Source organism: Pseudomonas sp. A-RE-19, from assembly GCF_019956555.1.
GTDB lineage: Bacteria > Pseudomonadota > Gammaproteobacteria > Pseudomonadales > Pseudomonadaceae > Aquipseudomonas.
The window spans coordinates 1-24,364 of the sequence record NZ_JAHBDQ010000070.1; the positions used below are offsets into that span (position 1 = coordinate 1).

The window sequence follows — 24,364 nt, forward strand, 5'->3', positions numbered from 1 at the left end:
GTCCCCAAAATGATGGCGTTAATGGGCTGAAAAGCCTTTTTTCGTCTGCTTCCCGCACAAAAGCAAACGCCCCGAACAAGTCGGGGCGTTTGCTTGATCCGCTAATATTGCGTTTTCACACAGTCTGCTTCGGCAGCTCCTACGGTGGGCAGTGTGTTCAACCCGGATTCTCGCGAACCCTCTCCAGAAATGTCGCCACCACCCGCCGTGTGCAATCGGTAATCGACAAAGGCGTCACTGCATGGGATCCGAGCGGTTGATCAGCCAATCAAGCAGCAGACGGCCATCGCGGTGTGTTTCGGGGGCTGGCCGGGAAGGTTGGAGATGGCCCATGCCGGCACACAGCACCGGCCGGTCCGGGTCGCTGTCGAGAAAACTGATCAGCACGTCGGTGCCGGCCATGGGCAGCCTGGCCGGATCGATCCGACTGTCCGGCATGGCGAGGGCGACCGGTAGCCAGAGGCCGACGGATTCTTCCGCCTCGAACGCCGGCGTCGGCCATAGCCTTACCTGGATGCGGCCCTGATCATCGAGCGGCGCCGGTTGCCCGACGGGGCCCAGCACCCGAGCGCTCTGATAGCCCGGGATACTTGGCCTGGCCTGTTTGAGCGCCGGCCTGTACGCCGTTGACCAGGGAATGGCGGTGAACCGATTGCTGTAGCGCCGGGCAATGCCAGGCTTCTCCTCGGTGAGAATCGACGGCTGCTGCCCTTGGTGCTGGATCTCGGTGAGCAGCCACTGATCGTTGAAGCTCGAGAGCGGGTGCTGCGCCACTTGCAGAATCCGTCCACTGCGCAACTCACTCTGGTTGCTTTGGCCGTGGATCTGTCGGTGCTGGCAACGCAGACGCTCCAGTAAGCGGCGGCCGAGCTGATCACGATAAAGCTGTTCGGGCGCGTGGCGTGTCGTCACGGGGGCCGTGTTGGCGAGCGGATGATTGGCCGCTCCATCGCCGCTTATCGGCGTGCCGCGGTTTCTGGCATCCCATTGCGCAGAGGTGGGGGTCGAGTCATGGCGCAGGAACAGTTCGCTGATCACCGGCGAGAGCGGGGCATTGAATGCATTGTCATGGAACGGCGTCAGCAGCGGCTCCTGCGGGAAACTCAGGCTGTCATCGGCCAGAACCAGCACATGCCCGTCGCGCTGATGTTCGAAGTGATAGTGAATGCCTTCTTCTTCACACAGCCGCTGCATGAAGGCCAGATCGCTTTCGTCGTATTGAATGCAAAAAGGCCGGAGCGGGTAGCGCCCGCTTGTCAGGTTGAAGCGATAGCTATGCTCGGGCAGCCGATGTTCCTCCAGCAACTGACGCATGATCATTGGCACGCTGAGGCAATGAAACACCCGACGCGGGCTGCGACACGCCAGTACTTGAAGGTGAGGTACCAACACCAGTCGGTAGCCGACCCGGTGCGGGCCGCGATGTTCACGACTGACACTGTGGATCACACCGTGAATGCCCTGGTCATCCACCAGCTTCAGGAATGCCGGTTGCCGTAGCCATTGATCGAGGTTCATCGCCGGCGCGAGGCCGATCACTTCGATGTCGAATCGATAGGGCTGGTTGAGGCCTTCACGGCCACTGAACTGCAACACCTGCATGCTCAACCCGCCGTCGATGAGTGTCAGGGTAAAGGGGCTTTCCTTGTCGTTGTGCATCGAACGCGCTTCTGCCAGGGAGGATGGGCGCAGAGGGTACGAAACCACAGCCCTGAAGCGTCACCGCAAATCGACTTTTCAGAATCGCCCTACAAACGCTGGTGAAGATGTCGATACGTCACGGGGTGAAGTTCTTGGAATTTTTGGTCGATTGGCATCTTTAGGCCGTATAAACTTGCGCAACGCGTCGGCCAATAGATGTCTCGGCGCCACAGATCAAGAGAGTGAGTAATGGGCGCACAGTGGAAGGTTAAACACAAAGAAGCGGCAGCCAACGCCAAGGGCAAGATCTTCGGCAAACTGGTGAAAGAAATCACCATCGCTGCCCGCAACGGTGCCGATACCGCCACCAACGCACACCTGCGTCTGGTGGTCGAACAGGCGAAAAAAGCCTCGATGCCCCGCGAAACCCTGGAACGCGCGATCAAGAAAGGCTCCGGCCAGCTCGGCGAAACCGTGCAATACCATCGCGTGACGTATGAAGGGTTCGCACCGCATCAGGTGCCGCTGATCGTTGAATGCGTGACAGACAACATCAACCGCACCGTCGCTGAAATCCGCGTCGCGTTTCGCAAGGGCCAATTGGGCGCTTCCGGTTCGGTGGCCTGGGATTTTAACCACGTCGGCATGATCGAGGCGTCCCCGGACAGCCCTGACGCCGACCCGGAAATGGCTGCGATCGAAGCCGGTGCTCAGGATTTCGAGCCGGGTGAAGACGGCGCGACGTTGTTCCTGACCGAACCGGCGGACCTGGACGCGGTACAAAAAGCACTGCCGGAGCAGGGTTTCACCGTGTTGTCGGCCAAGTTGGGTTACCAGCCGAAAAACCCGGTCACTGGTTTGAGCGACGAGCAGATGGCGGAAGTCGAAGCGTTCCTCGAAGGCCTCGATAACCATGATGACGTGCAGGACATGTTTGTCGGGTTGGCGGGTTAAGTCTGGCTGTCATTGATGGTTCTGTTACCTGACAGGCCGTCATCGCGAGCAGGCTCGCTCCCACAGGAGATTTGTGAACGCCACAGATCAATTGTGGGAGCGAGCCTGCTCGCGATTGACCGCATAGCGGTCACCGTCCCTTCAATTCCCGCACAACCTCGCTGAAACCCGGCCGCGCCAGCACCTGCGGCTGACAACAGCGCTGCTGCAATGCCACTAACGACTCACGCCCTGCATCGCTCAGCCCCGAGTCGATGCGCTCCAGCAATTCCCCCAGCAAAACACCAAACGCCCGCACCTCGATCCGTTGCAGCGCGCGGCTTTCAAGGTTGTCCGAAGTGGCATGGAAGGATGCCGCCCCAAAGTCTCCCAACAGGCAATCACCGTCCTCGTTCCAGAGAATGTTGTGACCATAGAGGTCACCGTGAGTGATGCCTTGGCGGTGCAAATGTTCAGCCACTGAAGCAATGCCACTGGCGATGCGCAGTGCCACGCCAGCGCTGAACCGGGTGTCGTCGGTGTAGACGTCGCGGGTGCAGGACGCCAGGCTCGGCAGCGCGGCCAGGTTGCGGTAACTCGGATCGATCAGTTGCATCACCAGCCCGGCCTGCGCCTGCGGATGGCCGACGATGCGCCCTTCGACCCGGATCAGGTTGGGGTGGAGGCCGGCGGTGATGCAGGCGTTCATTTCGTGCAACGGCGAGCCATCGCTGGTCATTTCGCCTTTGTAGAGTTTTACCGCGACCCGTTTCGTTTGCTCCCACAACGCCTGATGAATAATCCCCGACGCACCTTCGCCGAGTTTTTTCTCCAGATTCAGCTCGGACCAGGGAATGCTCGCCGTGGCGTCGAGGGCCGCCGCATCGGCTTCGGTTTCCAGCGGGTTACCGGCGTACGCCAGCCAGGTCAGGCTCGGCAGGGTCAGCAGCCACTCGGGAAGCTCGGTGAGCTGATTGGCGGCGATGCGGATCAGTTCGAGTCGATGGCAGCGGCTCAGGCTTTCGGGCAAACGCTGTAACCGGTTGCCGGCGAGCATGAGTTTTTGCAGGTGCGGTCTATCACCCAGTTCGCTCGGCAGATCGGTGATGCGGTTGTCGGTGAGGATCAGCCAGCGCAACAGCGGGGGCAGGGCGGCGGCCGGCACCTTTTCGATGGCGTTGGCCTTGAAGCCGATCATCGTCAGCGCCGTGCACTGGCCGAGGCAGGCGGGCAGTTCGGTGAACAGGTTGTCCGAGCAGAACAGCACGCGCAAACGGGTCAGGCGGTGCAGGTCGTCCGGCAGGCTGCGTAAGGCGTTGCCGCTGAGGTTGAGCACTTCCAGCGAGTCCGCCAGGTCGAAGATTTCCCGGGGGAACTCGGTCAGGCCGCAGGCCAGATCCAGACGGGAGATGCCCGACAGTTGGCCGGTGCGTAGTTGTGCGAGGGTATCCATGGGCAGGTTCGCTATTGATCAGGAGGAGGGCGTGGGGGCCTGGAAATGGGCGACATGATAGCGGGAATGTTGTGGTGCTTGTCAGGGCCTCATCGCGAGCAGGCTCGCTCCCACACTGGACCGCCATTGTTCGCGGATTTTGTAGCCACTGGACATCCAATGTGGGAGCGAGCCTGCTCGCGATGAGGCCGGTGCCGCACCACAAACCCTGCGGTCAAGCCAGATCCCTGACCTCCACCAACTGCCCCAACCGACTGCGCGTCCGCGCCAGGTCGATGGCATCGCCACCCAGGCTTTCGCGCAATGCCTGTTGGCCGAGCAGAATCAGGTGCTTGTCCTGGTCATACAGGACGTCGATCAGGTTGATGAAGCGCTGTTGAGCAGCGATCGAACAGTCCGCCAGGCTGGGCAGTTTGTCGATGATCCAGCGGTCGAACCGCCGGCACAGTTCCAGATAATCCATGACCGCTGTGGGATATTCGCACAGGTCGCCGAAGGTGAAACCGATGGTTCGCCCCGCGCAGTATCGGGCTTGAAGGTGGCGTGTCCCGACGGGCAACGGGATGGCCGGCGCGTCGTGTTCAGGCAGACTCAATGCCTGACGCTGCGCCACCGTGGCTGGCCAGACATACTGGCCCTGGGTGAACAACTGCTGGGCGTGGGTTTTCACCTGGCCGCGGTAATCATGGGGGCCGCCGACTTCCATGACCTGCATGTGCGCGTTGATCAAGTCGATCACCGGTTTGAAACGTGCGTGGTAGAGCGGGTTGGGCAGCAGACCTTCCGGTGGGTAATTGGAGGTCACCAGCAGCACAATACCGCGCTGAAACAGCGCCTTGAACAGCTGCGTGATGAGCATCGCATCGCCGATGTCATGCACGTGGAATTCATCGAAACACAGCACCCGGCAATCTTGCAGCAGTTCGTTAAGGGTGGTCGCCAGTGGGTCGGGCTGATCGCGATGGCTGAACATGCCTTGGTGCAGTCGAGCAAAAAACTCATGGAAGTGCAGGCGCTGTTTTTCCTCGAGCGGGATGGCCTGGAAAAAACCGTCGAGCAACCAGCTCTTGCCGCGCCCGACTGCACCATAAAGATAAAGACCGGGGCGTGTTGGCGCCGATGTGCCCAGCAGCGCCGACGCGTGCTGCGCCATACAGTCGATCACTCGCTGCTGACTGTGGCTGAGGGTGTAGCCCAGGGCATGGGCCTTATGGCGAAAGTAGTCATGAATCACCCGACCCTGCGCGCTGCCACTGGCCGGGGCCGCGAATGCCGTGCCGAAGAAACGGCGTAGCGCGGGCCAGCGTGGCGTGAGTCGCGGACGGTTGGGCGGTCGAGCGGCCACTGTGGTGTCACCCCATAATCTTCAGGCCGGCTCCCTGAGCCGCGGCGGCGTAGTGTAACCAAATGGGGAATTTGCCTTCCACTGGTGTCGATGAAACTCCTGTGTCCCTAAGACCTGTAGGAGCGAGGCTTGCCCGCGAAGAATGCACTGCGGTTTTACAGGTATTACGCGTCATCGTTCTTCGCGGGCAAGCCTCGCTCCTACAGGATTTTCGTCGCTCACTCCGCGCCACAGGCAGGAGCTGCCACATGCGATCCTTTGATCTTCGAGGCTAGCGCTCGATGCTGCGATTCCACCGGTCATTCCACGCCGGCCGCTGTTCGTTGACCTGATCCCAATCGATGGCGATCGCGGTCGCCAGATACTGCTTCATCGCCTCGACCTGACCGCGGGTCTTGTCGGTGGTTGGCGTATTCGGGTTGGACGGAATCTGATCGCCGTCTTCAAGCGCGGCGGCTTGCGCTTCGGGCGTCAGCAGGAAGGCGGCGAGTTTTTGCGCCAGTGCCGGTTGGGTGTTGTTGGCGATGGCGCATTCGGCAACGTTGAGCACCACGGCGCCTTCCTTCGGCTGCGCATATTCCACCGGCATGCCCTTGAGTTTCAGCGCGGTGACCTGGGTCGGCGTGAGCGGGAACAGCGCCGCTTCGTCGGTCTGGAGCATTTCGGAAATCTTCGCCGAGCTCGGAATGTACTCCAGCACATTGCGTCCGACGGTGTTCGGCCAGGCCTTGAACCCTGGTTCGACATCGGTTTCGCTGCCGCCCTGAATCCGGTTGAACATCAGGAAACCATGCAGGCCGAAGGTCGAGGAGGCCATCGACTGGAACACCAGTTTGTCCTTGAAGCGCGGGTCGGCCATGTCCATCCAGGAGGTCGGCGCGTTCCAGCCTTTTTCCTTGAACAGTCGCGTGTTGTACGCCAGCCCTGTGACCCCAAGGCTGACCGCCACCGCTTGATCCTTGATACGGCCCTTGGCCGGAATCTGCGCCAGGGTCGGGCTGTCTTCGAGTTTGTCGCACAAACCCATGGCGATGGCGCGGTACATGATGCCGTCGTCGAGGAACATCACGTGCATCTGCGGGTTGCCTTTGCTGGCCTGGACCTTGGCCAGAATATCGGCGGAGGTTCCCGGCACGATCACCACTTTGACGTTATTGGCTTTCTCGAAAGCCGGCAGCACCTTGTCGGCGTAGAGCCGCTCCATGGTTCCGCCGTTCATGCCCAGGTAAAGCGTCGGTTCGGCCTGGGCCTGGCTGACCGTGAGCAGGGCGCCCACGCAAGAAAAACTTAGCCAAGAGAAACCGAGCAGTGCACTGCGTTTGAAATGATTCATGGTGCGACCTTCCTCTATCAAGCTACGGAGATGGAGTGAAACCGGGTGATGGAAAACGCATCCAGCGGCGTCTTTGACGCGCCGCTACAGATGATCTCGGTGAGCGCCTGGCCTACCGCAGGCCCGATCTGAAAGCCCGCGCCGGCAAAGCCGAACGCGTGCAACAGACCGGGTTGAGTGCTGCTGTGGCCGATCACCGGTTGGCGATCGGGCAGATAACCTTCGGTGCCGCTCCAGGTGCGAATCGCCTGGGCGCCTTCCAGAAACGGGTAGAGCTCGACGGCCTGACGCAGAATCTCGATGACTGCGTTTTGACCAGGCCTGGCGCGGGCACCGTCGAGGGCGAAGCCCTGGCCGCCACCCAACACGCAGTTGCCGCGAGCGACCTGACGGGCATAGATGCCGCCGCCCTCGACACCGGTGCTGGCATTCATCACCAGTGGCAACGGCTCAGTGACCAACATCGCCGGGTGCCCGGCGTGCATCGGCACCGCTTCACCGAACTGCGCGGCGAGCTTTCCGGCCCAGGCGCCGGCGCAGTTCAGCAGCCAGGGAGCCTGCACTTCGACGCCGGATTGAGTGCTGACGCGAAAGCGCTGACCGTCGTGCTCCACCGCTGTCACTGCGCATTGTTCATGGATTTGTGCACCGTGCCGACGCGCCGCCTGCGCGAAGGCGGGGGACACCAGGCGCGGGTTGGCGTGGCCGTCGTCCGGGCACAACGAGGCGCCGACCGCCACCTCACCGACCCACGGAAAACGTGCGCGCACTTCATCGCGATCAAGCACCTGCAAATCGAGGCCGAACCCCTGGCTGCTGTCGGCGTAGTCCTGCAAGGCGTGCAGGTCGTTGAGACTGCGGGCAAGTTTCAGATGGCCGCTGCGCTGGTACTCGCCGTCGATGCCGATCAACTGCGGCAGCTGGCCCCAGATCTCATGAGCCCGTTGCGACAGCGGCAATTGCGACAGTGGCCGGCCCTGACGACGCACGCCGCCGTAGTTCACGCCGCTGGAATGCGAGCCGCAAAAATCCCGCTCCAGTAATGCAACGCGCCGGCCAGCCTTGCTCAGAAACAGGGCGGCGGAGGCCCCGACAATGCCACCGCCAATGATGATTGCATCAACCTCGATCATGGCTCGACCTCCAGACCGAACGGCAAGGGTTTGATCGGTGCTTGAGCCCGCAATCGGCCGATGTCGGACACGGGGCGCTGGCTTTCGCAGGCAATGATTTCTGCTGCTGCGGCACCGCACATTCGTCCCTGACAGCGACCCATGCCGACCCGGCAATGGGCCTTGACCCGGTTGATCTCCCAATGGCCTTCGCGCACGACCTGGCGGATGTCGCCGGCGCGTACTTCCTCGCAGCGGCAAATCATCAGGTCATCCGCAGCGTCGGCGGCCCAGCTTTCGGGAAAGATAAAGGCGCGTTCAAGGCCTTGGCGGAACCTGCCGATAGTTTGAAGCGACTGTTCCAGCTGGATGGCGCGTTGCGGTGCCATCAGGTAACCGATGTCTTCGAGCAGTGCCAGAGCGGCCCGTTCACCGGCCATTTCCGCCGCGTCGGCGCCCATGATGCCGGCGCCGTCACCGGCCAGGTACACCTCGGCGACACTGCTGCGACCGACGCTGTCGCGCTGCGGCAACCAGGCGCGGTTGAGCGGGTTCCAGATGAATTCACAACCCAGCAGATCGGCGAGTTGGGTTTCGCTGCGCAGACCATGGGCGAAGGCCACGGCGTCACAGTCGATTCGATGTTCGCCTTTTGCGTTGCGCCAGTTCAGCGATTGCACGCGCTGTTCGCCATTGATGCGTTTCAAGGTAGCGTCCTGGTGCACCGGGATGCCGTGGGCGGTCAGCCAGGCGCGGTAATAAATGCCTTTGGCCAGCGTGGAGGGTTGCGACAGCAGGCCGGGCAGGGCGCGGGCTTGAGCGCTGAAGGGCGAGCTGTCGAGCACCGCGACCACGTTTGCCCCGGCCTTGGCGTATTGATAGGCCACCAGGTAAAGCAACGGTCCGCTGCCGGCGAACACCACGCGTTCACCGATGGCACAGCCTTGAAACTTCAAGGCGATCTGCGCTGCGCCAAGGCTGTAGACCCCGGGCAACGTCCAGCCCGGCACCGGCAGAATCCGGTCGGTGGCGCCCGTGGCGACGATCACGCGCGAGAACTCCACGCGCATAACGCGGCCTTCATGCAAGGTGTCGAGCGCGCCGGCCTCGGCGTTCCACACCAGTGTGTCGGGGCGGTAATCGAGTTGTTCTCGCAGCCCGTCAATTGTTTGATGCAGCGCGTTGGCCCTGGCGGCTTCGAAGCCATACAACTTGACCGACGAACGCTTGAAGTTGGCCGGCTGACGCCGATAAATCTGCCCGCCACCGCGTGCGGCTTCATCCAGCAGCACCGGGCGCACGCCGTGGGCAACGAGGGTTTGCGCCGCACGGATTCCAGCGGGGCCTGCGCCGATGATGACTACAGACTTCATACCCACCTCGTTGGCGTTGCCCAGATTATTTGTGACCGCCGCTGAACCCCTGTGGGAGCGAGCCTGCTCGCGATGACGGGGGTACATTCAACATTGATGCTGGCAGACAGTCCGCTTTCGCGAGCAAGCCCGCTCCCACAGTTGATTGGTGTTGCCCACCTGTTTTGTGATTTGCACGGAACCCCTGTGGGAGCGAGCCTGCTCGCGATGACGGGGGTACATTCAACATCGGTGCTGGCTGACAATCCGCTATCGCGAGCAGGCTCGCTCCCACAGGGGAGCTCGGTTGTGCAGGTAGAAAAAAAGTTCACAGGGATCGCCCCGGTTCGCGGCTGATGTGTTGCCCCGCTTCAAGCAACGTCGAACAGGCCCGCACCCGGCGGCCATCGCCCAGGCGCACCCAGCAGTCCTGGCAGGCGCCCATCAGGCAGAAACCGGCGCGGGGTTCGGCGCTGAAGTCGCTGCCGCGCAGGTGTTCGCTGCAGGTCAGCACGGCCGTCAGCAAGGTGTCGCCGAGCAGGCCACGGGCAGGCTTGCCGTCGAGGGTAAAGTCCAGGGCCGGGCGGTCGCCTTCGGCCAGTCGTTTCAGCAGAGCCATGGCGCCCTCATTGTTTACCCACCAGAACCCGATCCAGGCCATAGACCCGATCAAGCAGAATCATCGTCAGCGCGGTCAGCGCGATCACCAGGGCCGACACCGCCGCCATCATCGGATCGATGGATTCGGTGGCGTACACGTACATGCGCACCGGCAACGTTTGGGTGGCCGGCGAGGTGACGAAGATCGACAACGTGACCTCATCGAAACTGTTGATGAACGCCAACAGCCAGCCACCGGCGACCCCCGGCAAAATCATCGGCAAGGTGATTTGCCGGAACAGCGTGAAGCGTCCGGCGCCCAGGGATTGCGCGGCATGTTCGGCGCTGCGGTCCAGGCCAATGGCCGAGGCCAACACCAGTCGCAGCACGTACGGCGTGATCACCAGCACATGGGCGAAGATCAGCCAGGTGAAGCTGCCGTTGACGCCCATCAGCGCGAACAGGCGCAGCAACGCCACCCCCAACACCAGGTGCGGAATGATGATCGGCGACAGGAACAGACCGTTGAAAAAGTCCCGTCCGGGGAATTCGAAGCGCGTGATCGCCAGGGCTGCCGGCACCGCAATCAGCGTCGCCAGGGTGGCGGCGCAGAACGCCAGGATCAGGCTGTTGTAGAACGCATCGACAAAGTCCGCGCGTTCGAACACTGCGCGGAACCAGCGCAGGGAGAACTCCGTGGTCGGCAGGCTCAGGGTGTTTTCCGGGGTGAAGGCGACGAGGCAAACCACCACCAGCGGGGCGAGCATGAACAGCACCACCAGGGTATGGAACAGCAGGGCGAAAGGACCGTTTCTGGACATGACGAATTATCCCAATGACTTCTTGTAGCGGCCTTCGATCATCCGGTTCCACGACAGCATGATCAGCAGGTTGAGCAACAGCAGGGCGACGGCAATCGCGGCGCCCATCGGCCAGTTGAGTTCCGACAGGTACTGGTCGTAGATCAGCGTGGCGACCATCTTTATCCGGCGTCCGCCGAGCAATCCGGGAATGGCAAATGAACTGGCCGCGAGGCCGAACACGATCAAGGTGCCGGACAGCACACCGGGCATGATTTGCGGCAGCACCACTTTGCGCATCACCGTGAGGTGGCTGGCGCCCAGTGACAGCGCAGCCTGTTCGGCGGCGGGGTCGAGTTTTTGCAGCGAGGTCCAGACCGGAATGATCATGAACGGCAGCATTACGTGAACCAGCGCGATCACCACCGCGAACGGCGTGTAAAGCAGCTTCATCGGCGAACCACCGAAGGCTCGCAGCGTCTGGTTGACCAGGCCGTCGGCACCGAGCAACAGGCTCCAGCCAAAGGCGCGCACCACCACCGAAATCAGCAACGGCGTGAGGATCAGAATCAGGAAAATCGAGCGCCACGGCGCGCCCATGCGGCTGAGGATGTAGGCCTCGGGCACGCCGATCACCACGCAGAGCAGGGTGGTCAGGGCGCTGATCCAGAACGTGCGCAGAAAGATTTCGTAGAAGTACGGGTCACCCAGCAGGCTGCTGTAATGGACGAGGGTGTAGGCGTCGCTGTTGATCCCCGAGCTGTAATCGAAGACGTTGAACGACAGCACCAGCGTCAGGCCCAACGGGATGACCAGTAAACCGAGGTACAAGGCCAGGGCCGGTGCTGACAGCCAATAACCCTGGCGTCCTTGGTGTCCGTGGCGAATGGCGACAAGCGTACTCATGCCGACACCTCGTCGACACTCAGCACCCGCAACAGCGCCGCGTCCCAGTCGAGCCCGACCGCCGTGCCTTCGATCAAGGGGGCCGAGCCGTCGTTACGACGTACCACGCAGAGTTCGCCCAACGATGTCGATACGCCGTACAGCCATTGGCTGCCGAGGAAGAAGCGGCTGGCGATCTTGCCTTGCAGTCGACCCAGACCTTTATCCAGCAAATCGATTTTTTCCGGACGCAGGCTCAGGGTCAGTTCGCCGTCGCCACGATGGCAGACCTGCACGACACCAGCGCTGTCCCGCTCACCGGGCAGCAGGTTGGCCTTGCCGACGAAGCCGGAAATGAATTCGGTGCGCGGGTGTTCGTAGAGGGTGTAGGGCGCGTCGATCTGGGTGATGCGCCCGGCCTGCATCACTACCACCCGGTCGCTGATCGACAGCGCTTCGGACTGGTCGTGGGTGACCATCAGCGTGGTGATGCCGACTTCGCGCTGGATGCGGCGGATTTCGAACTGCATCTCTTCACGCAAATTGGCGTCGAGGTTGGACAGCGGTTCGTCGAGCAGCAACACCGGCGGTTCGATCACCAATGCCCGGGCCAGCGCAACCCGTTGGCGCTGACCGCCGGAAAGCTCCCGTGGATAACGCTCGGCGTGCAGGTGTAAGCGCACCAGTTTCAGCACCCGATCCACTCGCAGCTGTAACGCTGCGTTGGGTACTTTGCGCATGCGCAGGCCGAAGGCGACGTTGTCTTGCACGGTCATGTGCGGGAACAACGCGTAACTCTGGAACACCACGCCCAGACCGCGACTGGCAGGTTTGGCGTGGGTGATGTCGCGACCGTCCAGCACAATGCGCCCGCTGCTGACTTCGACGAAGCCGGCGATCATTTGCAGGGTGGTGGTTTTGCCGCAGCCGGAGGGGCCGAGCAAGGAGACGAACTCGCCTTTCTCCACCGACAGGTTGGTGGCGACGACCGCGTCGATTTCGCCGTAACGTTTGCCGAGGTTTTCAAGTTGCACGAAGGCCATGACTGCGCTCCACCTGAGATTGTTATGCGTCGCCAAAGGCGCGCTTTTTTGTATGGGCAGATACGAAAAGGATGTTGCCGGGGTGCGTTGGCGCTCGACTTCTGTCGGCTGCCGCTGTTGTTCGAATCGCCCCTGTATGGACGCAGAGTAGGACGAAGAATAGGATGGGCTCAATGACCTATTTCACTGAAGCGATGACTATTTTCAGTTTCATTCAGTGAGTAAATTTATCGTCGAGAAATCACATGCCTGATTCCATTGAGCGGAATGAAAATAAAAATGAAGTCGGCGTCGGTGCCGTCTCAAGGCTATTTGCGGTACTGCGCAGTCTGGGGGACACCGTCGAAGGTGGAGAGCGCGTGACGCAACTGGCCCAACGCATCGGTTTGTCGCAACCGACCACCCACCGCTTGCTGCGCAGCCTGATGGACGAGGGCATGGTCGAGCAGGACGCGCGCAGCAAACGCTATCGCCTGAGCCTGGAGTTTTTTGCGCTGGCGGCCCGCGCTGGCAACACGGGCAATTTGCGCGAACTGGCGCGGCCGGCATTGCTGCGGCTGTCGGCTTCGTTGGGGGATTCGTTGTTTTTACTGGCGCGCAGCGGCTTCGATGCGATCTGTCTGGACCGCAGTGAAGGGCCGTTCCCGATCCGCACGTTTACCGGTGACATTGGCGGGCGGGTGGCGCTCGGTGTGGGGCAGGGCAGTCTGGCGATTCTGGCGTTTCTGCCGCAAGAGGAGCGCGACACGGTGATTCATTACAACTTGCCGCGGCTCAAGGATTTTCACCTGTATGACGAGGTGTTCCTGCGCTCGGAAGTCGACAATGTGCGCACCCTCGGTTACGCCGGGCGCAACACCGGCGTGTTGCAAGGCATGGCCGGGGTGGCGGTGCCGATCCTCGACCGTGAAGGCCGGGCAGTGGCGGCGCTGAGTGTGGCCACGGTCAGCGATCGCCTGGGGCCGGATCGTTTGCCGACCGTGGTGGAAATGCTCAAGCGCGAAGCCGCGCTGATCGGGCCGCGGATCAATCCGTTTGATCCGCTGTTGCGAAGGCCTTCGCAGGTCTTCGGGCAGGGGTGACTGCAATCTCCAAGCCTCCGCCGACCCAATGTGGGAGCGAGCCTGCTCGCGATAGCGATGTATCAGTCGACATTAAATGTTGAATGTACCGGCCTCATCGCGAGCAGGCTCGCCCCCACAGGGGAATGATGGTGATCAGAACTTCAACGTCTGCTTGAGCATCTGCGCCGCCGGCGTGTCACTCAGGCTGACCATCGCGTAGTTGTACCCGGCCCCCGACCAGTACTCAGCCTGCAACTCGCCATCACTGCGACTACCGCGAGGCAGCAGGGTGTTTTTCGGCCCGGGTGGACGGACGTAGAAGCTGACTTTATGGCCGTTCTGATCCTCGTACACCACCATCGCCGCTGGCCCTTGTTCGGTGCTGAGCAGCCGCCCGCTGATGGGTGTGTACCCGGCAGCGGTCAGGTTCGGCAGGCGTTGGGCCTGGTTGAAATACCGATCGAGCCAGCCCTGCATGTCGCCGTCATCGCTGACTGTGTAATCCGCCGGCAGGATGCCTTGCTGGGCAATCAGCCGGTAGGCCTGCATCGCATCGGTCATTGGCAGCGGGGCGCTGACCAGGGTCATTTGCCGGGCCTGCCAACCGCCCAACCCGCCGACGCTGAGCGCGATCAGCAACACCGCGGCGCTGGCCAGATGACGACGGGACTGGCGTTTGAGGCGCTGGCGAATCAGCGCCGGGTCGAGTTCCGGGTTAGCCGGTTGCTGCAAGGCGCCGTTCAGGGCCGCGCGCAATTGTTGGGCATCGTGCTGCCAGGCGCGTACTTGCGCGGCCATTTCAACGTTGCCGGCCAGATAAGTCTCCACCCGATGTCGGTCGGCATCGCTGAGTTGGTGATCGACGTAGGCATGCAGGTCACGCTCACTGGGAGGCATGCTGATCATTTGAGTCTCCGCAGGGAAGGGCGGGTGATTTCGCCGTCGCTGAGCTGGCGCAAGGCCTGGCGTGCGCGGGACAGGCGTGACATCACGGTACCGGTGGGGACGTCGAGAATCTCGGCGACCTCCTTATAACTCAAGCCTTCCACCGATACCCAGAGCAGCAGCGCGCGCTGTTCGGTGCTGAGTTGATCGAAGGCTTGCAGGGTCGATTGGGCGATCACCGTGCGTTCTGCCGAAGGCTGCGCATCGTCACGGCCGGTAAAGAATTCGAGCATCCGCGCATAACGCCGGGAGCGGCGGTGGGCGTCGAGGAACTGTCGATAAAGAATCGAAAACAGCCAGGCACGCAAATCACCCTCGGGACGTTTGCCGTCCCAATTCGACAGCGCGCGCTCGAGGCAGGCCTGCACCAGATCGTCGGCGCTGCTGGAGTTGCGCGTCAGCGATACGGCGAAACGCCGCAGCCTTGGAATGATTTCCCTGAGTTGTTCGTCGATATCGTTCATGAAGTTCGGACTAGTCACTACGCTTGAGTGTTCAGGAAGACGCCCGGCATTGGAGGTTATTCCACGCCTGAAAAAATAAACACCGGGCGATGGAATAAACCCTGGTGGGGGTCGTCTGCCTGATTCTTCTCACTTGTGGCCGATGGCCCTGGAGTCATTCATGGTAGATCGCTCATCACCACCAACGGGGCCTGGCCGGCCACCGCTGAGTGCCGCGAGCCTGACGTTGCGCCTGACCGGCATTGCCCTGGTGGTCGCCGCGCTGGCCGGGGCTTTTGCCTACGTCAACGGCACACTCGACCCACAGCGTCTGACACCGAACGCCTTGATCAATGTGCTGGAGAAAAACAACGGCGTGCATCCGGGGTTTCGTCGCAATCACGCCAAAGGCGTGTGCGTGATCGGGCATTTCGAGAGCAGCAGCCAGGCGCGCGAGTATTCCAGTGCCCAGGTGTTCAGCGAAGCGCGGACCCCGGTGGTCGGACGTTTCGCACTGCCTGCCGGCAACCCTTACGCGCCGGACAACAGCGTGCCGATCCGCAGTCTGGCGTTGCGTTTCACCCAGGCCAACGGTCAGCAATGGCGCACCGGGATGAACAGCATGCCGGTGTTCCCGGTGGGCACACCGGAGGCGTTCTATCAGCTGCAACAGGCGCAATCACCGGACCCGGCTACCGGCAAACCGAACCCTGCGGCTGTGCCAGCGTTTTTCGGTTCTCACCCGGAAGCCGCGCCGTTTCTGGCCTGGATCAAGACCGCCAAACCTTCGGCCAGTTACGCGACGGAAACCTATAACAGCGTCAATGCGTTTTACCTCGTCAACGGGGCCGGGCAGCGGCAGGCGGTGCGCTGGAGCATGGTGCCGGTCGCTCAGGACGCGGCAGGCGCAACGGCCCCCGAGGGCGGTGATTTCCTTGAGAAAGATCTGGTGCAGCGCTTGTCCGCCGGCCCGCTGCGTTGGCAGTTGAACATCACCCTGGCGAACCCTGGGGATCCGGTCAACGACGCGAGCAAGGCATGGCCCGACGGCCGCAAAGTGCTGAACGCCGGCACTCTGGTGCTCGAAAGTACCCAGCCGCAACTCAATGGCGAGTGCCGTGACATCAACTACGACCCACTGGTATTGCCCAGTGGTATCGAAGGCTCCGACGACCCGCTGCTCGCCGCTCGCTCAGCGGGTTACGCCCGTTCCTACCTGCGCCGCACCAGCGAAGTGAAGCAGTTGCCCAACGCCAAACAGGAGTCTCAACAATGAGTGCTCAATCGAACCATTTCGCGCCATTGGCGCGACTGCTGCACTGGCTGATGGCGCTGATGATCATCGCGATGCTGTTTATTGGCGCGGGCATGGTGGCCTCAGTGTCCGAGCGACATGAGTGGCTGATCCACCTGCACAAACCTTTGGGCGTTGCGATTCTACTGTTGGTAGTCGTGCGTCTGGCCGTGCGTTTCTCGACCCGGCAACCACCGCTGCCGGCAGACCTGCCGGGGTGGCAAGTGCTCGCGGCGAAGGCCTCACATGTTTTGCTGTATGCCTTGATGCTGATTTTGCCGCTGCTGGGCTGGGCAATGATTTCGGCGGCCGGCGACCCGGTGATGCTCAGTAATTCGCTGCAGTTGCCGTCGATCCTGCCGGCCAATGCGCAGGTGTTTGCGTTCCTGCGCAAGGCGCATGGGTATTTGGCGTATCTGCTGTTTCTAACCGTGCTGCTGCACTTGGCGGCGGCGTTGTTTCACGGCTGGGTGCGTCGTGATGATGTGCTGAACAGCATGCTGCGAGGTAAGGATCGCGGCTGATCCTAGCAGCCGCAGCTAAATACTGTGGATGTACGCGGTCAATGTAGGAGCTGCCGCAGGCTGCGATCTTTTGATCTTGGGGACACCTTCGATTTCTAAGATCAAAAGATCGCAGCCTGCGGCAGCTCCTACGCGTCAGCGTGAAGCTGCTTCCATAGGTTGGTCCTTTGTGGCCAACGTCATCCACCAATAAATCAACGCCACGGCATTGATCCCCGCTCCCAACAGGCACACTCCAAGCCATCCGGCCCAGGCATACATCGTCGTCGAACCGATAGAGCCCAAGGCGCTGCCGATCGAATAGAACAGCATGTAGCCGGCGGTGAGTCGGCTCTGTGCTTCGGGGCGCACGCTGTAGATCATGCTCTGACTGGTAACGTGAACGGCTTGTAAGCCCAGATCCAGCGTGATCACTCCAAGCAGTAGGGCCCACAGCGAGGATTGGGTGAGTGCGATGGGCAGCCATGAGGCGAGCATCAGCAATAACGACAGTCCGCTGGTCCATTGCCCCAGGCCGCGATCGGCCAGATGCCCGGCACGAGCGGCGGCCAGTGCGCCGGCAGCTCCGGCCAGTCCGAACAGTCCGATTTCGGTGTGGGAAAGTGAAAGCGGCGGGGTACTCAGCGGCAATACCAAGGGTGTCCACAGAACCATGGCGCTGGCGAAGGTCAGCAGGGCGAGCATGGCCCGTTGACGCAATACAGGTTCTTCCTTGAACAACGTGAATACCGAGCCGATCAATGCACCGTAAGCGCTGTCCGGTCGAGAATCTTCATGCTTGGGCAGTACGCGAAACAACAGCAGTGCCATCACCAGGGTCAACCCGGCGGACAACAGATAAATTGAACGCCAACCAGCCAGATCGGCCATGCCGCCCGCCACCGTTCGTGCCAACAGGATGCCGACGACAATGCCGCTGGTGATCACGCCCACCACACGTCCACGTTGCGCCGGGATGGCCAGAGTCGCGGCGTAGGCCACCAGGACTTGCGTCACGACCGCCAATAACCCGGTCAGCGCCATGCCGAGCAACAGCCAGGTGCTGCTCGGCGCTAATGCAATCATCAACAAGGCCAGCGCCGACAGCAGGGTTTGCAGGACGATCAGCCGGCGGCGATTGAGCAGATCCCCTAGCGGAACCAGCAACAACAGACCCACGCCATAACCAATCTGGGTAAGGGTGACAACGATACCGATGGTTGCCGGGTCCATGGCGAAGGCTTCTGCCATGGCGTCGAGTAGCGGTTGCGCGTAATACACATTGCCGACGGCCAGGCCGCAGGCGATGGCAAACAACAGCACCACTGTGCCGCTTAACGGGTGGTCAGGTTTCATCACAGACTTCCTTTTGTGGTTTCAAAACAAAACCAGTTGTACGGTAGGGAGTCTGGTTTTATATTGCAACCACATTTGTTGCCGGTGGACGCGATCATGGTTAAACGTACAAGCATGGAAGGTGCCGAGTGCCCGGTCGCCCGCTCACTGGATGCGATTGGTGATTGGTGGTCGTTATTGATCGTGCGCGATGCGTTCGATGGCCTGCGGCGATTCGGTGAGTTTCAGCGCAATCTGGGCATGGCCAAAAACATTCTCTCGGCCCGCCTGCGCACGTTGGTGGCTCACGGGATTTTCGACCTTGTGCCAGCGTCGGACGGCAGCGCGTATCAGGAATACGTGCTTACGGAGAAGGGCGAGGGCCTGTTCCCATTGATCATCGGGTTGCGGCAGTGGGGCGAGGCGTTTTTCTATGAGGCGGGGGAGGCGCATTCGCGGGTTGTCGATCGTGAGAACGGTCGACCGGTGCGGCCGCTGGAGTTGCGTGCCGAAGATGGGCGTTTGTTGGGGCCGGAGGATTGTGTGCGGATTGCTGCCAAGTGAAACGTCAAAAGATCGCAGCCTTCGACAGGAGTTGGCGAAGCCTGCGATCTTTTGATCTCAGGGGCGATCAGCGCAAGGTATCGACCATGTCGGCGATGGTCGTCAGTACGTCCTTGCCTAACTGCTTCGAGCGCTTGCCGGACCAGCCGGTGAGGGCATTCGGTGCGTCGTTGTTGTCCTTGAAAGGCATTTCCAGGGTCAGCGACAGGCAGTCGAACTTCTGACCGACGCTGTTGCAGGCCAGCGTCATGTTGGCTTTGCCAGGCTCGTCGCGGGTGTAGCCGTGTTTGGTCTGGAAGTCTTTGGTCTGGTGTTTCAGATGATCGCGAAAATGCGCTTCGAGTTTCTCGATACGGGGCGTATAGCCCGGGTTGCCTTCGCAACCGGCGGTGAACACGTAGGGGATTTCTTCATCGCCATGGATGTCGAGGAACAGGTCGACGCCATATTTTTCCATTTGCTGCTGAACGAATAGCACTTCCGGGCTGATGTCCTGGCTGGCGCTCTGCCAGGCGCGGTTCAGGTCCTGGCCCATGGCGTTGGTGCGCAAATGACCGTGGAAGGCGCCGTCCGGGTTCATGTTCGGCACCAGGTACAGGTCGGCGCTGGCCAGGAGCTTTTTCAGCACCGGATCGTCGTGTTTCTCCAGGCGCTCGATCACGCCTTCCATGAACCATTCGGCCATGTGTTCGCCGGGGTGTTGCTGGGCGATGATCCAGACCTTGCGCTGACCTTCGGCACCCGTACCTTTGCGCAACAGCTGAATGTCGCGACCTTCAACGCTTTTGCCGGTGGCCAGCAGTTCAGTGCCAGCTTTGGTCAGCGCCTGTTCGATCAGCCAGTCATGCCGACCACGGCTGTAGGGCTCGAAATAGGCGAACCAGGCGTGGGTGGCGGTGGCTTCGAGGCTGAAACGCAGGCAGTCGCCTTCGAAGATGGTCGGCACCCGGAACCAGTTGACGTGGTCATAGGATGCCACCGCCTGATAGCCATCCCAGGCCTTGTTATACGAGGATTTGCTGGCGTTGTTCAGACGAAACCAATGATCTTGACCGACGTGCAGACCGCTGGCCTTGAAATGGAACCACTGGAAGTGCTGGCTGCGGGTGTCTGGCTTGATCGCCAGCAGCGCTTGCAGAGGATTGCTGATGTCCAGCACTTCGATGTTGCCGCTGTCAAAGTTTGCGCTGATGTCGAAAGAAGATTTACCCACGGCCATAGTCGGTTCCTGAATATGATTTTTATGGCTGCTACTTTACACGCAAGGGAGGGAGAAACCGGGGGAAATTGCGGGGGGATAAAAAGGGGGGGCGTCCTCCTTGACGCCGATGCAGCTTAGAGACTGCACGAGTGATTCTCAAGTGCTATTTTCGTTAGTTTGGCCCAATGCTGCCGGGCCTCTCTGGCCAGCAGATATTCTTTTGATATCATCCGCGTCAATCGAATTCGCAGCGCCTGCAGACTTCATTAGCCTGAAGCTCAAAGCCAGATTAACGGGCAAAAAAAGACCCGGCAAAAAGCCGGGTCAAAAACCGTGATTAGCCTGATGAGGAGATAGTCCAGGAAACCGACCTAAGGTCCCTGGTCCATCGACTGATCTCGCGACCAGATGCATGCAATAATAATCATTATCATTTACAAGTCAAATGTTTTTATCTGCTCGATTGGGAAAGTCTTTTCTTTCCTCCTCCAGCGATTCACCTCACTCGGGCCGGACGCCTTCCAGGGATCGATCTACCATCGCCTTGGCCATGTCGATCATGTGCACCGTCGAAAACGCCAGATCCCGGTTTGTGCCCTGCAGATGGTTGGCTGATTCATGCGCGGTGGCGGCGGCACACCGCAACAGATCCGAAGCATGGACCAGCGCTTCTTCGCTGCTGATGCTACGGTTCACATCGAAGAAACGTTCTTCGCTGGCCTCTTCTGACACAGCTGGTTTCAAGTAATAGTCCAGCGCGCGCTGCGCGGCGGCAGAGCCTTTTGGCGAGGTGAGGGTGGTGTCGATTTGCATGTCGGGCAGGGAATTGCTGGGCAGGGTCATGACGATGGCAAGCTCCGTAATAGATTCAGATCCGTGAGCCCAGCTTAGTACGTACTGTATTTGTTTCTTGAATTTAAATACTACAATTTGTGTTTTGATGGTCGGAGTACCCCACGTATCGTGCCGCACATGGATAAATGGATTGAATTGGTCAAGGCCAAAATGAGTGAACTCAAAGTCACTCAAGAGATACTCGCCGAGCGCATCGGAATGTCCCAGGGCGGCGTCGGCCATTGGCTGAATAAACGTCGTCAACCCGGCATCCAAGAGATGAACCGTGTCTTGCAGGCGCTGGGGATGGACTATCTGGAAGTCGCGATGGTGATCAGGGAACCGCAGACCTCACGGGAAGAGGAAGTCTCTCTGACGCAAAAGTACAACCCGTACTTTCGCTACCCCGTCAGTGACTGGCGAGAAACGGGGGAGGTGCGCGATGGAGAGCTATCGACCTACGGCGCTTCATCGGCTGCCGGCAAGCCGCGTTTCGAACTGTCCGATTACCACGCACAGGGCGCGGCGTTCTGGCTGGTGGTGGCTGGCGATGCGATGACCGCACCCACAGGTGTGAGCATTGCCGAGGACATGCTGATTCTGGTGGATCCGGCCATCGTGCCAGAGCCCGGTAAGCTGGTGATCGCCCAATGGCCCGGTAGCACCGAGGCGGTTTTTCGTAAACTGATCGAAGAGGGCGGGCAGCGTTACCTGGTCCCGCTCAATCCGACATATCCGAAAGCCCTTTACACCGAAGAATGCCGAATCATCGGCGTGGTGGTTCAGGCAACTGCCAAATTCTAATCAGATCGGTCCTCGCAACGCGTAGGACCGATCTTCATTTCACGCTTGTTCCAACTCCACCAACGCACTGCCTTCGCTGACCATTTCGCCTTCCTGGCAATACAGCGCCTTGATCACTCCGGCATGGGGCGCGCGAATGCTGTGCTCCATCTTCATCGCTTCCAGCACCACCAGTTGCGCCCCGGCTTCGACCGTTTGCCCGGCCTCCACCAGCACTCGCACGATGCTGCCGTTCATGGGCGCGGTGAGCCCGCCCTGATGGCTGTGACTGGCTTCGACGGCACTGATCGGGTCATACGACTCGATGCGGCGCAGTTCGCCGTCCCATTGCAGATAAAGCGTATCGCCACAGCGGATTGCCCGGTGCTGGCGGCGCATGCCGTTGTGTTCGGTCAGCAGGTATTCACCCTTGAGCTGCGCGGTATGAGTGTCGGCATCACCCAAAGTCAGCGCCCGGTCTTGCCCTTCGCAACTCAAATGCAGGGTGATTTCTGACGGCAGTCCGGCACGCAAGCCGTTGTTGATCGCCCAAGGTGAACTCGGATCATCGGCGCGCGGAGTATTCGGCTGGCTTTGCGCAAACGCCTGGGCCGCCGCTTGCCAGAACGCATCACTCAGTGGCGCAGGTTCTGGCAGCAGTTGTTCCTGATAACGCGGAATGAACCCGGTATCCAGTTCGGCCGCGGCAAACGCCGTGTGGCCGATGATCCGGCGCAGGAAGTTGATGTTGGTCTTCAGCCCGCCAATGGCAAACTCATCGAGCATGCTCAGCAATCGCAACCGCGCCTGTTCACGGTCTTCGCCCCAGGCAATCAGCTTGCCGAGCATCGGGTCGTAGAACGGCGAAATCTCGTCGCCTTCTTCGACGCCACTGTCCACGCGACGTCCCGGTCCTTCGGCGGATTCGCGGTACAACGCCAGATGCCCGGTGGCCGGCAGAAAGTCGTTGCCCGGGTCTTCGGCGTACAGCCGCACTTCGATCGCATGGCCGATCAACGGCACCTGGTCTTGAGTCATCGGCAGCGCTTCACCGCGAGCCACGCGGATTTGCCAGGCCACCAGGTCGAGGCCGGTGATAGCTTCGGTAACCGGGTGTTCGACCTGCAGGCGCGTGTTCATCTCCATGAAGAAGAACTCACCGCGCGCATCCAGCAAAAACTCCACGGTGCCGGCACCGACGTAACCGATGGCCTGCGCTGAACGCACGGCGGCTTCACCCATGGCGCGACGCACCTGCGGGCTCAGACCTGGAGCCGGTGCTTCTTCGACGACTTTCTGATGCCGACGCTGGATCGAGCAATCACGTTCGTTGAGGTACAGACAATTGCCATGCTGGTCGGCGAACACCTGGATTTCCACATGGCGCGGCTTGAGCAGGTACTTCTCCACCAGCATCCGCGAATCGCCGAACGACGATTGCGCTTCACGCTGCGCCGAGGCCAGCGCTTCGGCCAGTTGGCTGACATCCTCGACCACTTTCATGCCTTTACCGCCGCCACCCGCCGTGGCCTTGAGCAGCACCGGATAACCGATGCGTTCGCAGGCGTCGCGGAAGGTGTCGAGGTCCTGGGCTTCGCCGTGATAGCCGGGCACCAGCGGCACGCCGGCGGTTTCCATCAAGGCTTTGGCCGCGGACTTGCTGCCCATGGCGTCAATGGCCGAGGCGGGCGGGCCGAGGAAGATCAGGCCGGCCGCTTCGATTGCGCGGGCGAACCCGGCGTTTTCCGAGAGAAAGCCATAACCGGGATGTATCGCCTGAGCGCCGCTGGCTTGCGCGGCGGCGATCAGTTTGTCGATTTGCAGGTAACTGTCAGCGGCTTTGCTGCCGCCCAGGTCGACGCGTATATCTGCTTCGCGGCTGTGCCGGGCGTCACGGTCTGTGGCGCTGTGCACAGCCACGGTGGTCAGGCCCAGGGCCTTGGCGGTGCGCATCACTCGGCAAGCGATTTCGCCGCGGTTGGCCACCAGCAGGGTGGTGAGAACAGGTGCGCTCATCAACGCGGCTCCTTGAGGGTGGTTTCGGCTTGCCAGGCTGGCGAGCGTTTTTGCAGGAAAGCGCGCAATCCTTCCTGGCCTTCGGGGCTGACGCGGATTCGGGCGATGGCGTTCTCGGTGTAGCGCCGCAACGCCGGGGTCAGCGCGCCATGACCGACTTCACGCAGCAAATCCTTGCTGGCGCGCATGGCCGCCGGGCTGTTGAGCAGCAGGTTGTCGATCCACTGATCGACTTTCTGCTCCAGTTCAACCGTCGGATAGCTCTCCGACAACAAGCCGATTTCCCGAGCCCGTTGCCCGCCGAAACGTTCGGCGGTCAAGGCATAGCGGCGTGCCGCGCGTTCACCGATGGCTTGCACCACGAACGGGCTGATGACCGCTGGCGCCAGGCCGATGCGTACTTCCGACAGGCAGAACTGCGCGTCGTCGGCACCGATGGCCATGTCACAGCAGCTGATCAGGCCTAGCGCGCCACCATAGGCCGCGCCTTGCACCACCGCCACGGTCGGGACTTTCAGTTTGGCGAGGTTGTACATCAATTCCGCCAGTTCCCGGGCGTCGTCGAGGTTGGTGTGGTAATCGAGTTCGGCCGATTGCTGCATCCAGGCCAGATCGGCACCGGCGCTAAAATGTTTGCCGCGCCCGCGGATCAACAGAAAGCGCAGGCTGGCATCGCTCGACACTTTGTCCAGAGCAAGGATCAGTTCGCGGATCATTTCGGCGTTGAAGGCGTTGTTCTTTTCTTCACGGCTGAGCCACAAGGTCGCAAAACCCCTTGGATCGCTCAGCAGTTCGAGGGTGTTGAAGTCGCTCATATTCATCCGTCTCCACAACTCTTTCTGGATAGGAGCGAGGCTTGCCCGCGAAAGCGGTTTGTCAGTCACA

The 24,364-nt window shown here is 61.0% G+C and carries 24 protein-coding genes; 7 read left to right on the forward strand and 17 right to left on the reverse strand.

Annotated features, from left to right (window positions below):
• Positions 1-260 (forward strand): hypothetical protein (locus KGB14_RS25455; protein ID WP_223489765.1); only part of this gene is annotated, 260 nt, incomplete at its 5' end.
• Here KGB14_RS25455 and KGB14_RS25460 read toward each other — a convergent pair.
• The gene (locus KGB14_RS25460; RefSeq protein ID WP_223489775.1) at positions 235-1,659 is read right to left on the reverse strand and encodes a type VI secretion system Vgr family protein; all 1,425 of its coding nucleotides are present in this window, start codon (positions 1,657-1,659) and stop codon (positions 235-237) included. The two genes, KGB14_RS25455 and KGB14_RS25460, sit on opposite strands and share 26 nt — an antisense overlap.
• 231 nt (positions 1,660-1,890) lie before the next feature.
• On the opposite strand from KGB14_RS25460, the gene KGB14_RS25465 reads away from it, so the two are divergent.
• A complete protein-coding gene (locus KGB14_RS25465; protein ID WP_223489777.1) occupies positions 1,891-2,595 on the forward strand; it encodes a YebC/PmpR family DNA-binding transcriptional regulator in 705 nt (234 codons plus the stop codon).
• A gap of 130 nt (positions 2,596-2,725) precedes the next feature.
• On the opposite strand, the gene KGB14_RS25470 is transcribed toward KGB14_RS25465, so the two are convergent.
• The 9 genes from KGB14_RS25470 to KGB14_RS25510 form a co-directional block, all read right to left on the reverse strand.
• Positions 2,726-4,027: a leucine-rich repeat-containing protein kinase family protein gene (locus KGB14_RS25470; protein ID WP_223489779.1), complete on the reverse strand. Its 1,302-nt coding sequence runs from the start codon at positions 4,025-4,027 to the stop codon at positions 2,726-2,728.
• A gap of 214 nt (positions 4,028-4,241) precedes the next feature.
• Positions 4,242-5,372: a cell division protein ZapE gene (gene zapE, locus KGB14_RS25475; RefSeq protein WP_223489789.1), complete on the reverse strand. Its 1,131-nt coding sequence runs from the start codon at positions 5,370-5,372 to the stop codon at positions 4,242-4,244.
• A 271-nt stretch (positions 5,373-5,643) separates the two neighbouring features.
• Complete coding sequence (locus KGB14_RS25480; RefSeq protein ID WP_223489791.1) at positions 5,644-6,705, reverse strand: ABC transporter substrate-binding protein; 1,062 nt, start codon at positions 6,703-6,705, stop codon at positions 5,644-5,646.
• Positions 6,706-6,722: 17 nt separating this feature from the next.
• A complete protein-coding gene (locus KGB14_RS25485) occupies positions 6,723-7,838 on the reverse strand; it encodes an NAD(P)/FAD-dependent oxidoreductase (RefSeq protein ID WP_223489793.1) in 1,116 nt (371 codons plus the stop codon).
• Positions 7,835-9,190 carry an NAD(P)/FAD-dependent oxidoreductase gene (locus KGB14_RS25490; RefSeq protein ID WP_223489795.1) on the reverse strand — a complete coding sequence of 452 codons (1,356 nt, stop codon included), beginning with the start codon at positions 9,188-9,190 and terminating at the stop codon, positions 7,835-7,837. The genes KGB14_RS25485 and KGB14_RS25490 overlap by 4 nt, the downstream gene beginning before the upstream one ends.
• A 307-nt stretch (positions 9,191-9,497) precedes the next feature.
• The gene (locus KGB14_RS25495; protein WP_218394397.1) at positions 9,498-9,788 is read right to left on the reverse strand and encodes a (2Fe-2S)-binding protein; all 291 of its coding nucleotides are present in this window, start codon (positions 9,786-9,788) and stop codon (positions 9,498-9,500) included.
• A gap of 7 nt (positions 9,789-9,795) precedes the next feature.
• Complete coding sequence (locus KGB14_RS25500; RefSeq protein ID WP_223489797.1) at positions 9,796-10,590, reverse strand: ABC transporter permease; 795 nt, start codon at positions 10,588-10,590, stop codon at positions 9,796-9,798.
• A 6-nt stretch (positions 10,591-10,596) separates the two neighbouring features.
• Entirely contained in the window at positions 10,597-11,475 is an 879-nt protein-coding gene (locus tag KGB14_RS25505; protein WP_223489799.1) for an ABC transporter permease, read from the reverse strand.
• On the reverse strand, positions 11,472-12,497 hold the full coding sequence (locus KGB14_RS25510) for an ABC transporter ATP-binding protein (RefSeq protein WP_223489801.1): 1,026 nt from the start codon (positions 12,495-12,497) through the stop codon (positions 11,472-11,474). Before KGB14_RS25510 ends, KGB14_RS25505 begins: the two co-directional genes overlap by 4 nt.
• A 245-nt stretch (positions 12,498-12,742) precedes the next feature.
• Between KGB14_RS25510 and KGB14_RS25515 the strand changes: the two genes are divergently transcribed.
• Positions 12,743-13,579 carry an IclR family transcriptional regulator gene (locus tag KGB14_RS25515; RefSeq protein ID WP_223489803.1) on the forward strand — a complete coding sequence of 279 codons (837 nt, stop codon included), beginning with the start codon at positions 12,743-12,745 and terminating at the stop codon, positions 13,577-13,579.
• Between the two features lie 135 nt (positions 13,580-13,714).
• Here KGB14_RS25515 and KGB14_RS25520 read toward each other — a convergent pair whose 3' ends face one another.
• Together KGB14_RS25520 and KGB14_RS25525 are read right to left on the reverse strand one after the other, a co-directional pair.
• Positions 13,715-14,467, reverse strand: coding sequence for an anti-sigma factor family protein (locus tag KGB14_RS25520; RefSeq protein ID WP_223489805.1), 753 nt, complete (start codon positions 14,465-14,467; stop codon positions 13,715-13,717).
• Positions 14,464-14,970: an RNA polymerase sigma factor gene (locus KGB14_RS25525; RefSeq protein WP_223489807.1), complete on the reverse strand. Its 507-nt coding sequence runs from the start codon at positions 14,968-14,970 to the stop codon at positions 14,464-14,466. Before KGB14_RS25525 ends, KGB14_RS25520 begins: the two co-directional genes overlap by 4 nt.
• A 160-nt stretch (positions 14,971-15,130) precedes the next feature.
• Here KGB14_RS25525 and KGB14_RS25530 point away from each other — a divergent pair, with 160 nt between their 5' ends.
• Positions 15,131-16,225, forward strand: a complete 1,095-nt coding sequence (locus tag KGB14_RS25530) for a catalase family peroxidase (RefSeq protein WP_223489810.1) — start codon at positions 15,131-15,133, stop codon at positions 16,223-16,225.
• A complete protein-coding gene (locus KGB14_RS25535) occupies positions 16,222-16,767 on the forward strand; it encodes a cytochrome b (protein ID WP_223489812.1) in 546 nt (181 codons plus the stop codon). Before KGB14_RS25530 ends, KGB14_RS25535 begins: the two co-directional genes overlap by 4 nt.
• A 135-nt stretch (positions 16,768-16,902) precedes the next feature.
• Here KGB14_RS25535 and KGB14_RS25540 read toward each other — a convergent pair whose 3' ends face one another.
• Entirely contained in the window at positions 16,903-18,102 is a 1,200-nt protein-coding gene (locus tag KGB14_RS25540) for an MFS transporter (protein ID WP_223489814.1), read from the reverse strand.
• Between the two features lie 96 nt (positions 18,103-18,198).
• On the opposite strand from KGB14_RS25540, the gene KGB14_RS25545 reads away from it, so the two are divergent.
• Positions 18,199-18,645: a winged helix-turn-helix transcriptional regulator gene (locus KGB14_RS25545; protein WP_223489816.1), complete on the forward strand. Its 447-nt coding sequence runs from the start codon at positions 18,199-18,201 to the stop codon at positions 18,643-18,645.
• A 67-nt stretch (positions 18,646-18,712) separates the two neighbouring features.
• Here the strand turns inward: KGB14_RS25545 and KGB14_RS25550 are convergent, their stop codons facing one another.
• Together KGB14_RS25550 and KGB14_RS25555 are read right to left on the reverse strand one after the other, a co-directional pair.
• The gene (locus tag KGB14_RS25550; protein ID WP_223489818.1) at positions 18,713-19,864 is read right to left on the reverse strand and encodes a M14-type cytosolic carboxypeptidase; all 1,152 of its coding nucleotides are present in this window, start codon (positions 19,862-19,864) and stop codon (positions 18,713-18,715) included.
• A 483-nt stretch (positions 19,865-20,347) separates the two neighbouring features.
• Positions 20,348-20,689, reverse strand: a complete 342-nt coding sequence (locus KGB14_RS25555) for a DUF6124 family protein (RefSeq protein ID WP_223489821.1) — start codon at positions 20,687-20,689, stop codon at positions 20,348-20,350.
• Between the two features lie 129 nt (positions 20,690-20,818).
• Here KGB14_RS25555 and KGB14_RS25560 point away from each other — a divergent pair, with 129 nt between their 5' ends.
• A complete protein-coding gene (locus KGB14_RS25560; RefSeq protein WP_223489823.1) occupies positions 20,819-21,484 on the forward strand; it encodes a LexA family protein in 666 nt (221 codons plus the stop codon).
• A gap of 39 nt (positions 21,485-21,523) precedes the next feature.
• Here KGB14_RS25560 and KGB14_RS25565 read toward each other — a convergent pair whose 3' ends face one another.
• Together KGB14_RS25565 and KGB14_RS25570 are read right to left on the reverse strand one after the other, a co-directional pair.
• The gene (locus tag KGB14_RS25565) at positions 21,524-23,479 is read right to left on the reverse strand and encodes an acetyl/propionyl/methylcrotonyl-CoA carboxylase subunit alpha (RefSeq protein ID WP_223489826.1); all 1,956 of its coding nucleotides are present in this window, start codon (positions 23,477-23,479) and stop codon (positions 21,524-21,526) included.
• On the reverse strand, positions 23,479-24,294 hold the full coding sequence (locus KGB14_RS25570; RefSeq protein WP_223489828.1) for a gamma-carboxygeranoyl-CoA hydratase: 816 nt from the start codon (positions 24,292-24,294) through the stop codon (positions 23,479-23,481). Before KGB14_RS25570 ends, KGB14_RS25565 begins: the two co-directional genes overlap by 1 nt.
• Positions 24,295-24,364 lie beyond the last annotated feature (70 nt).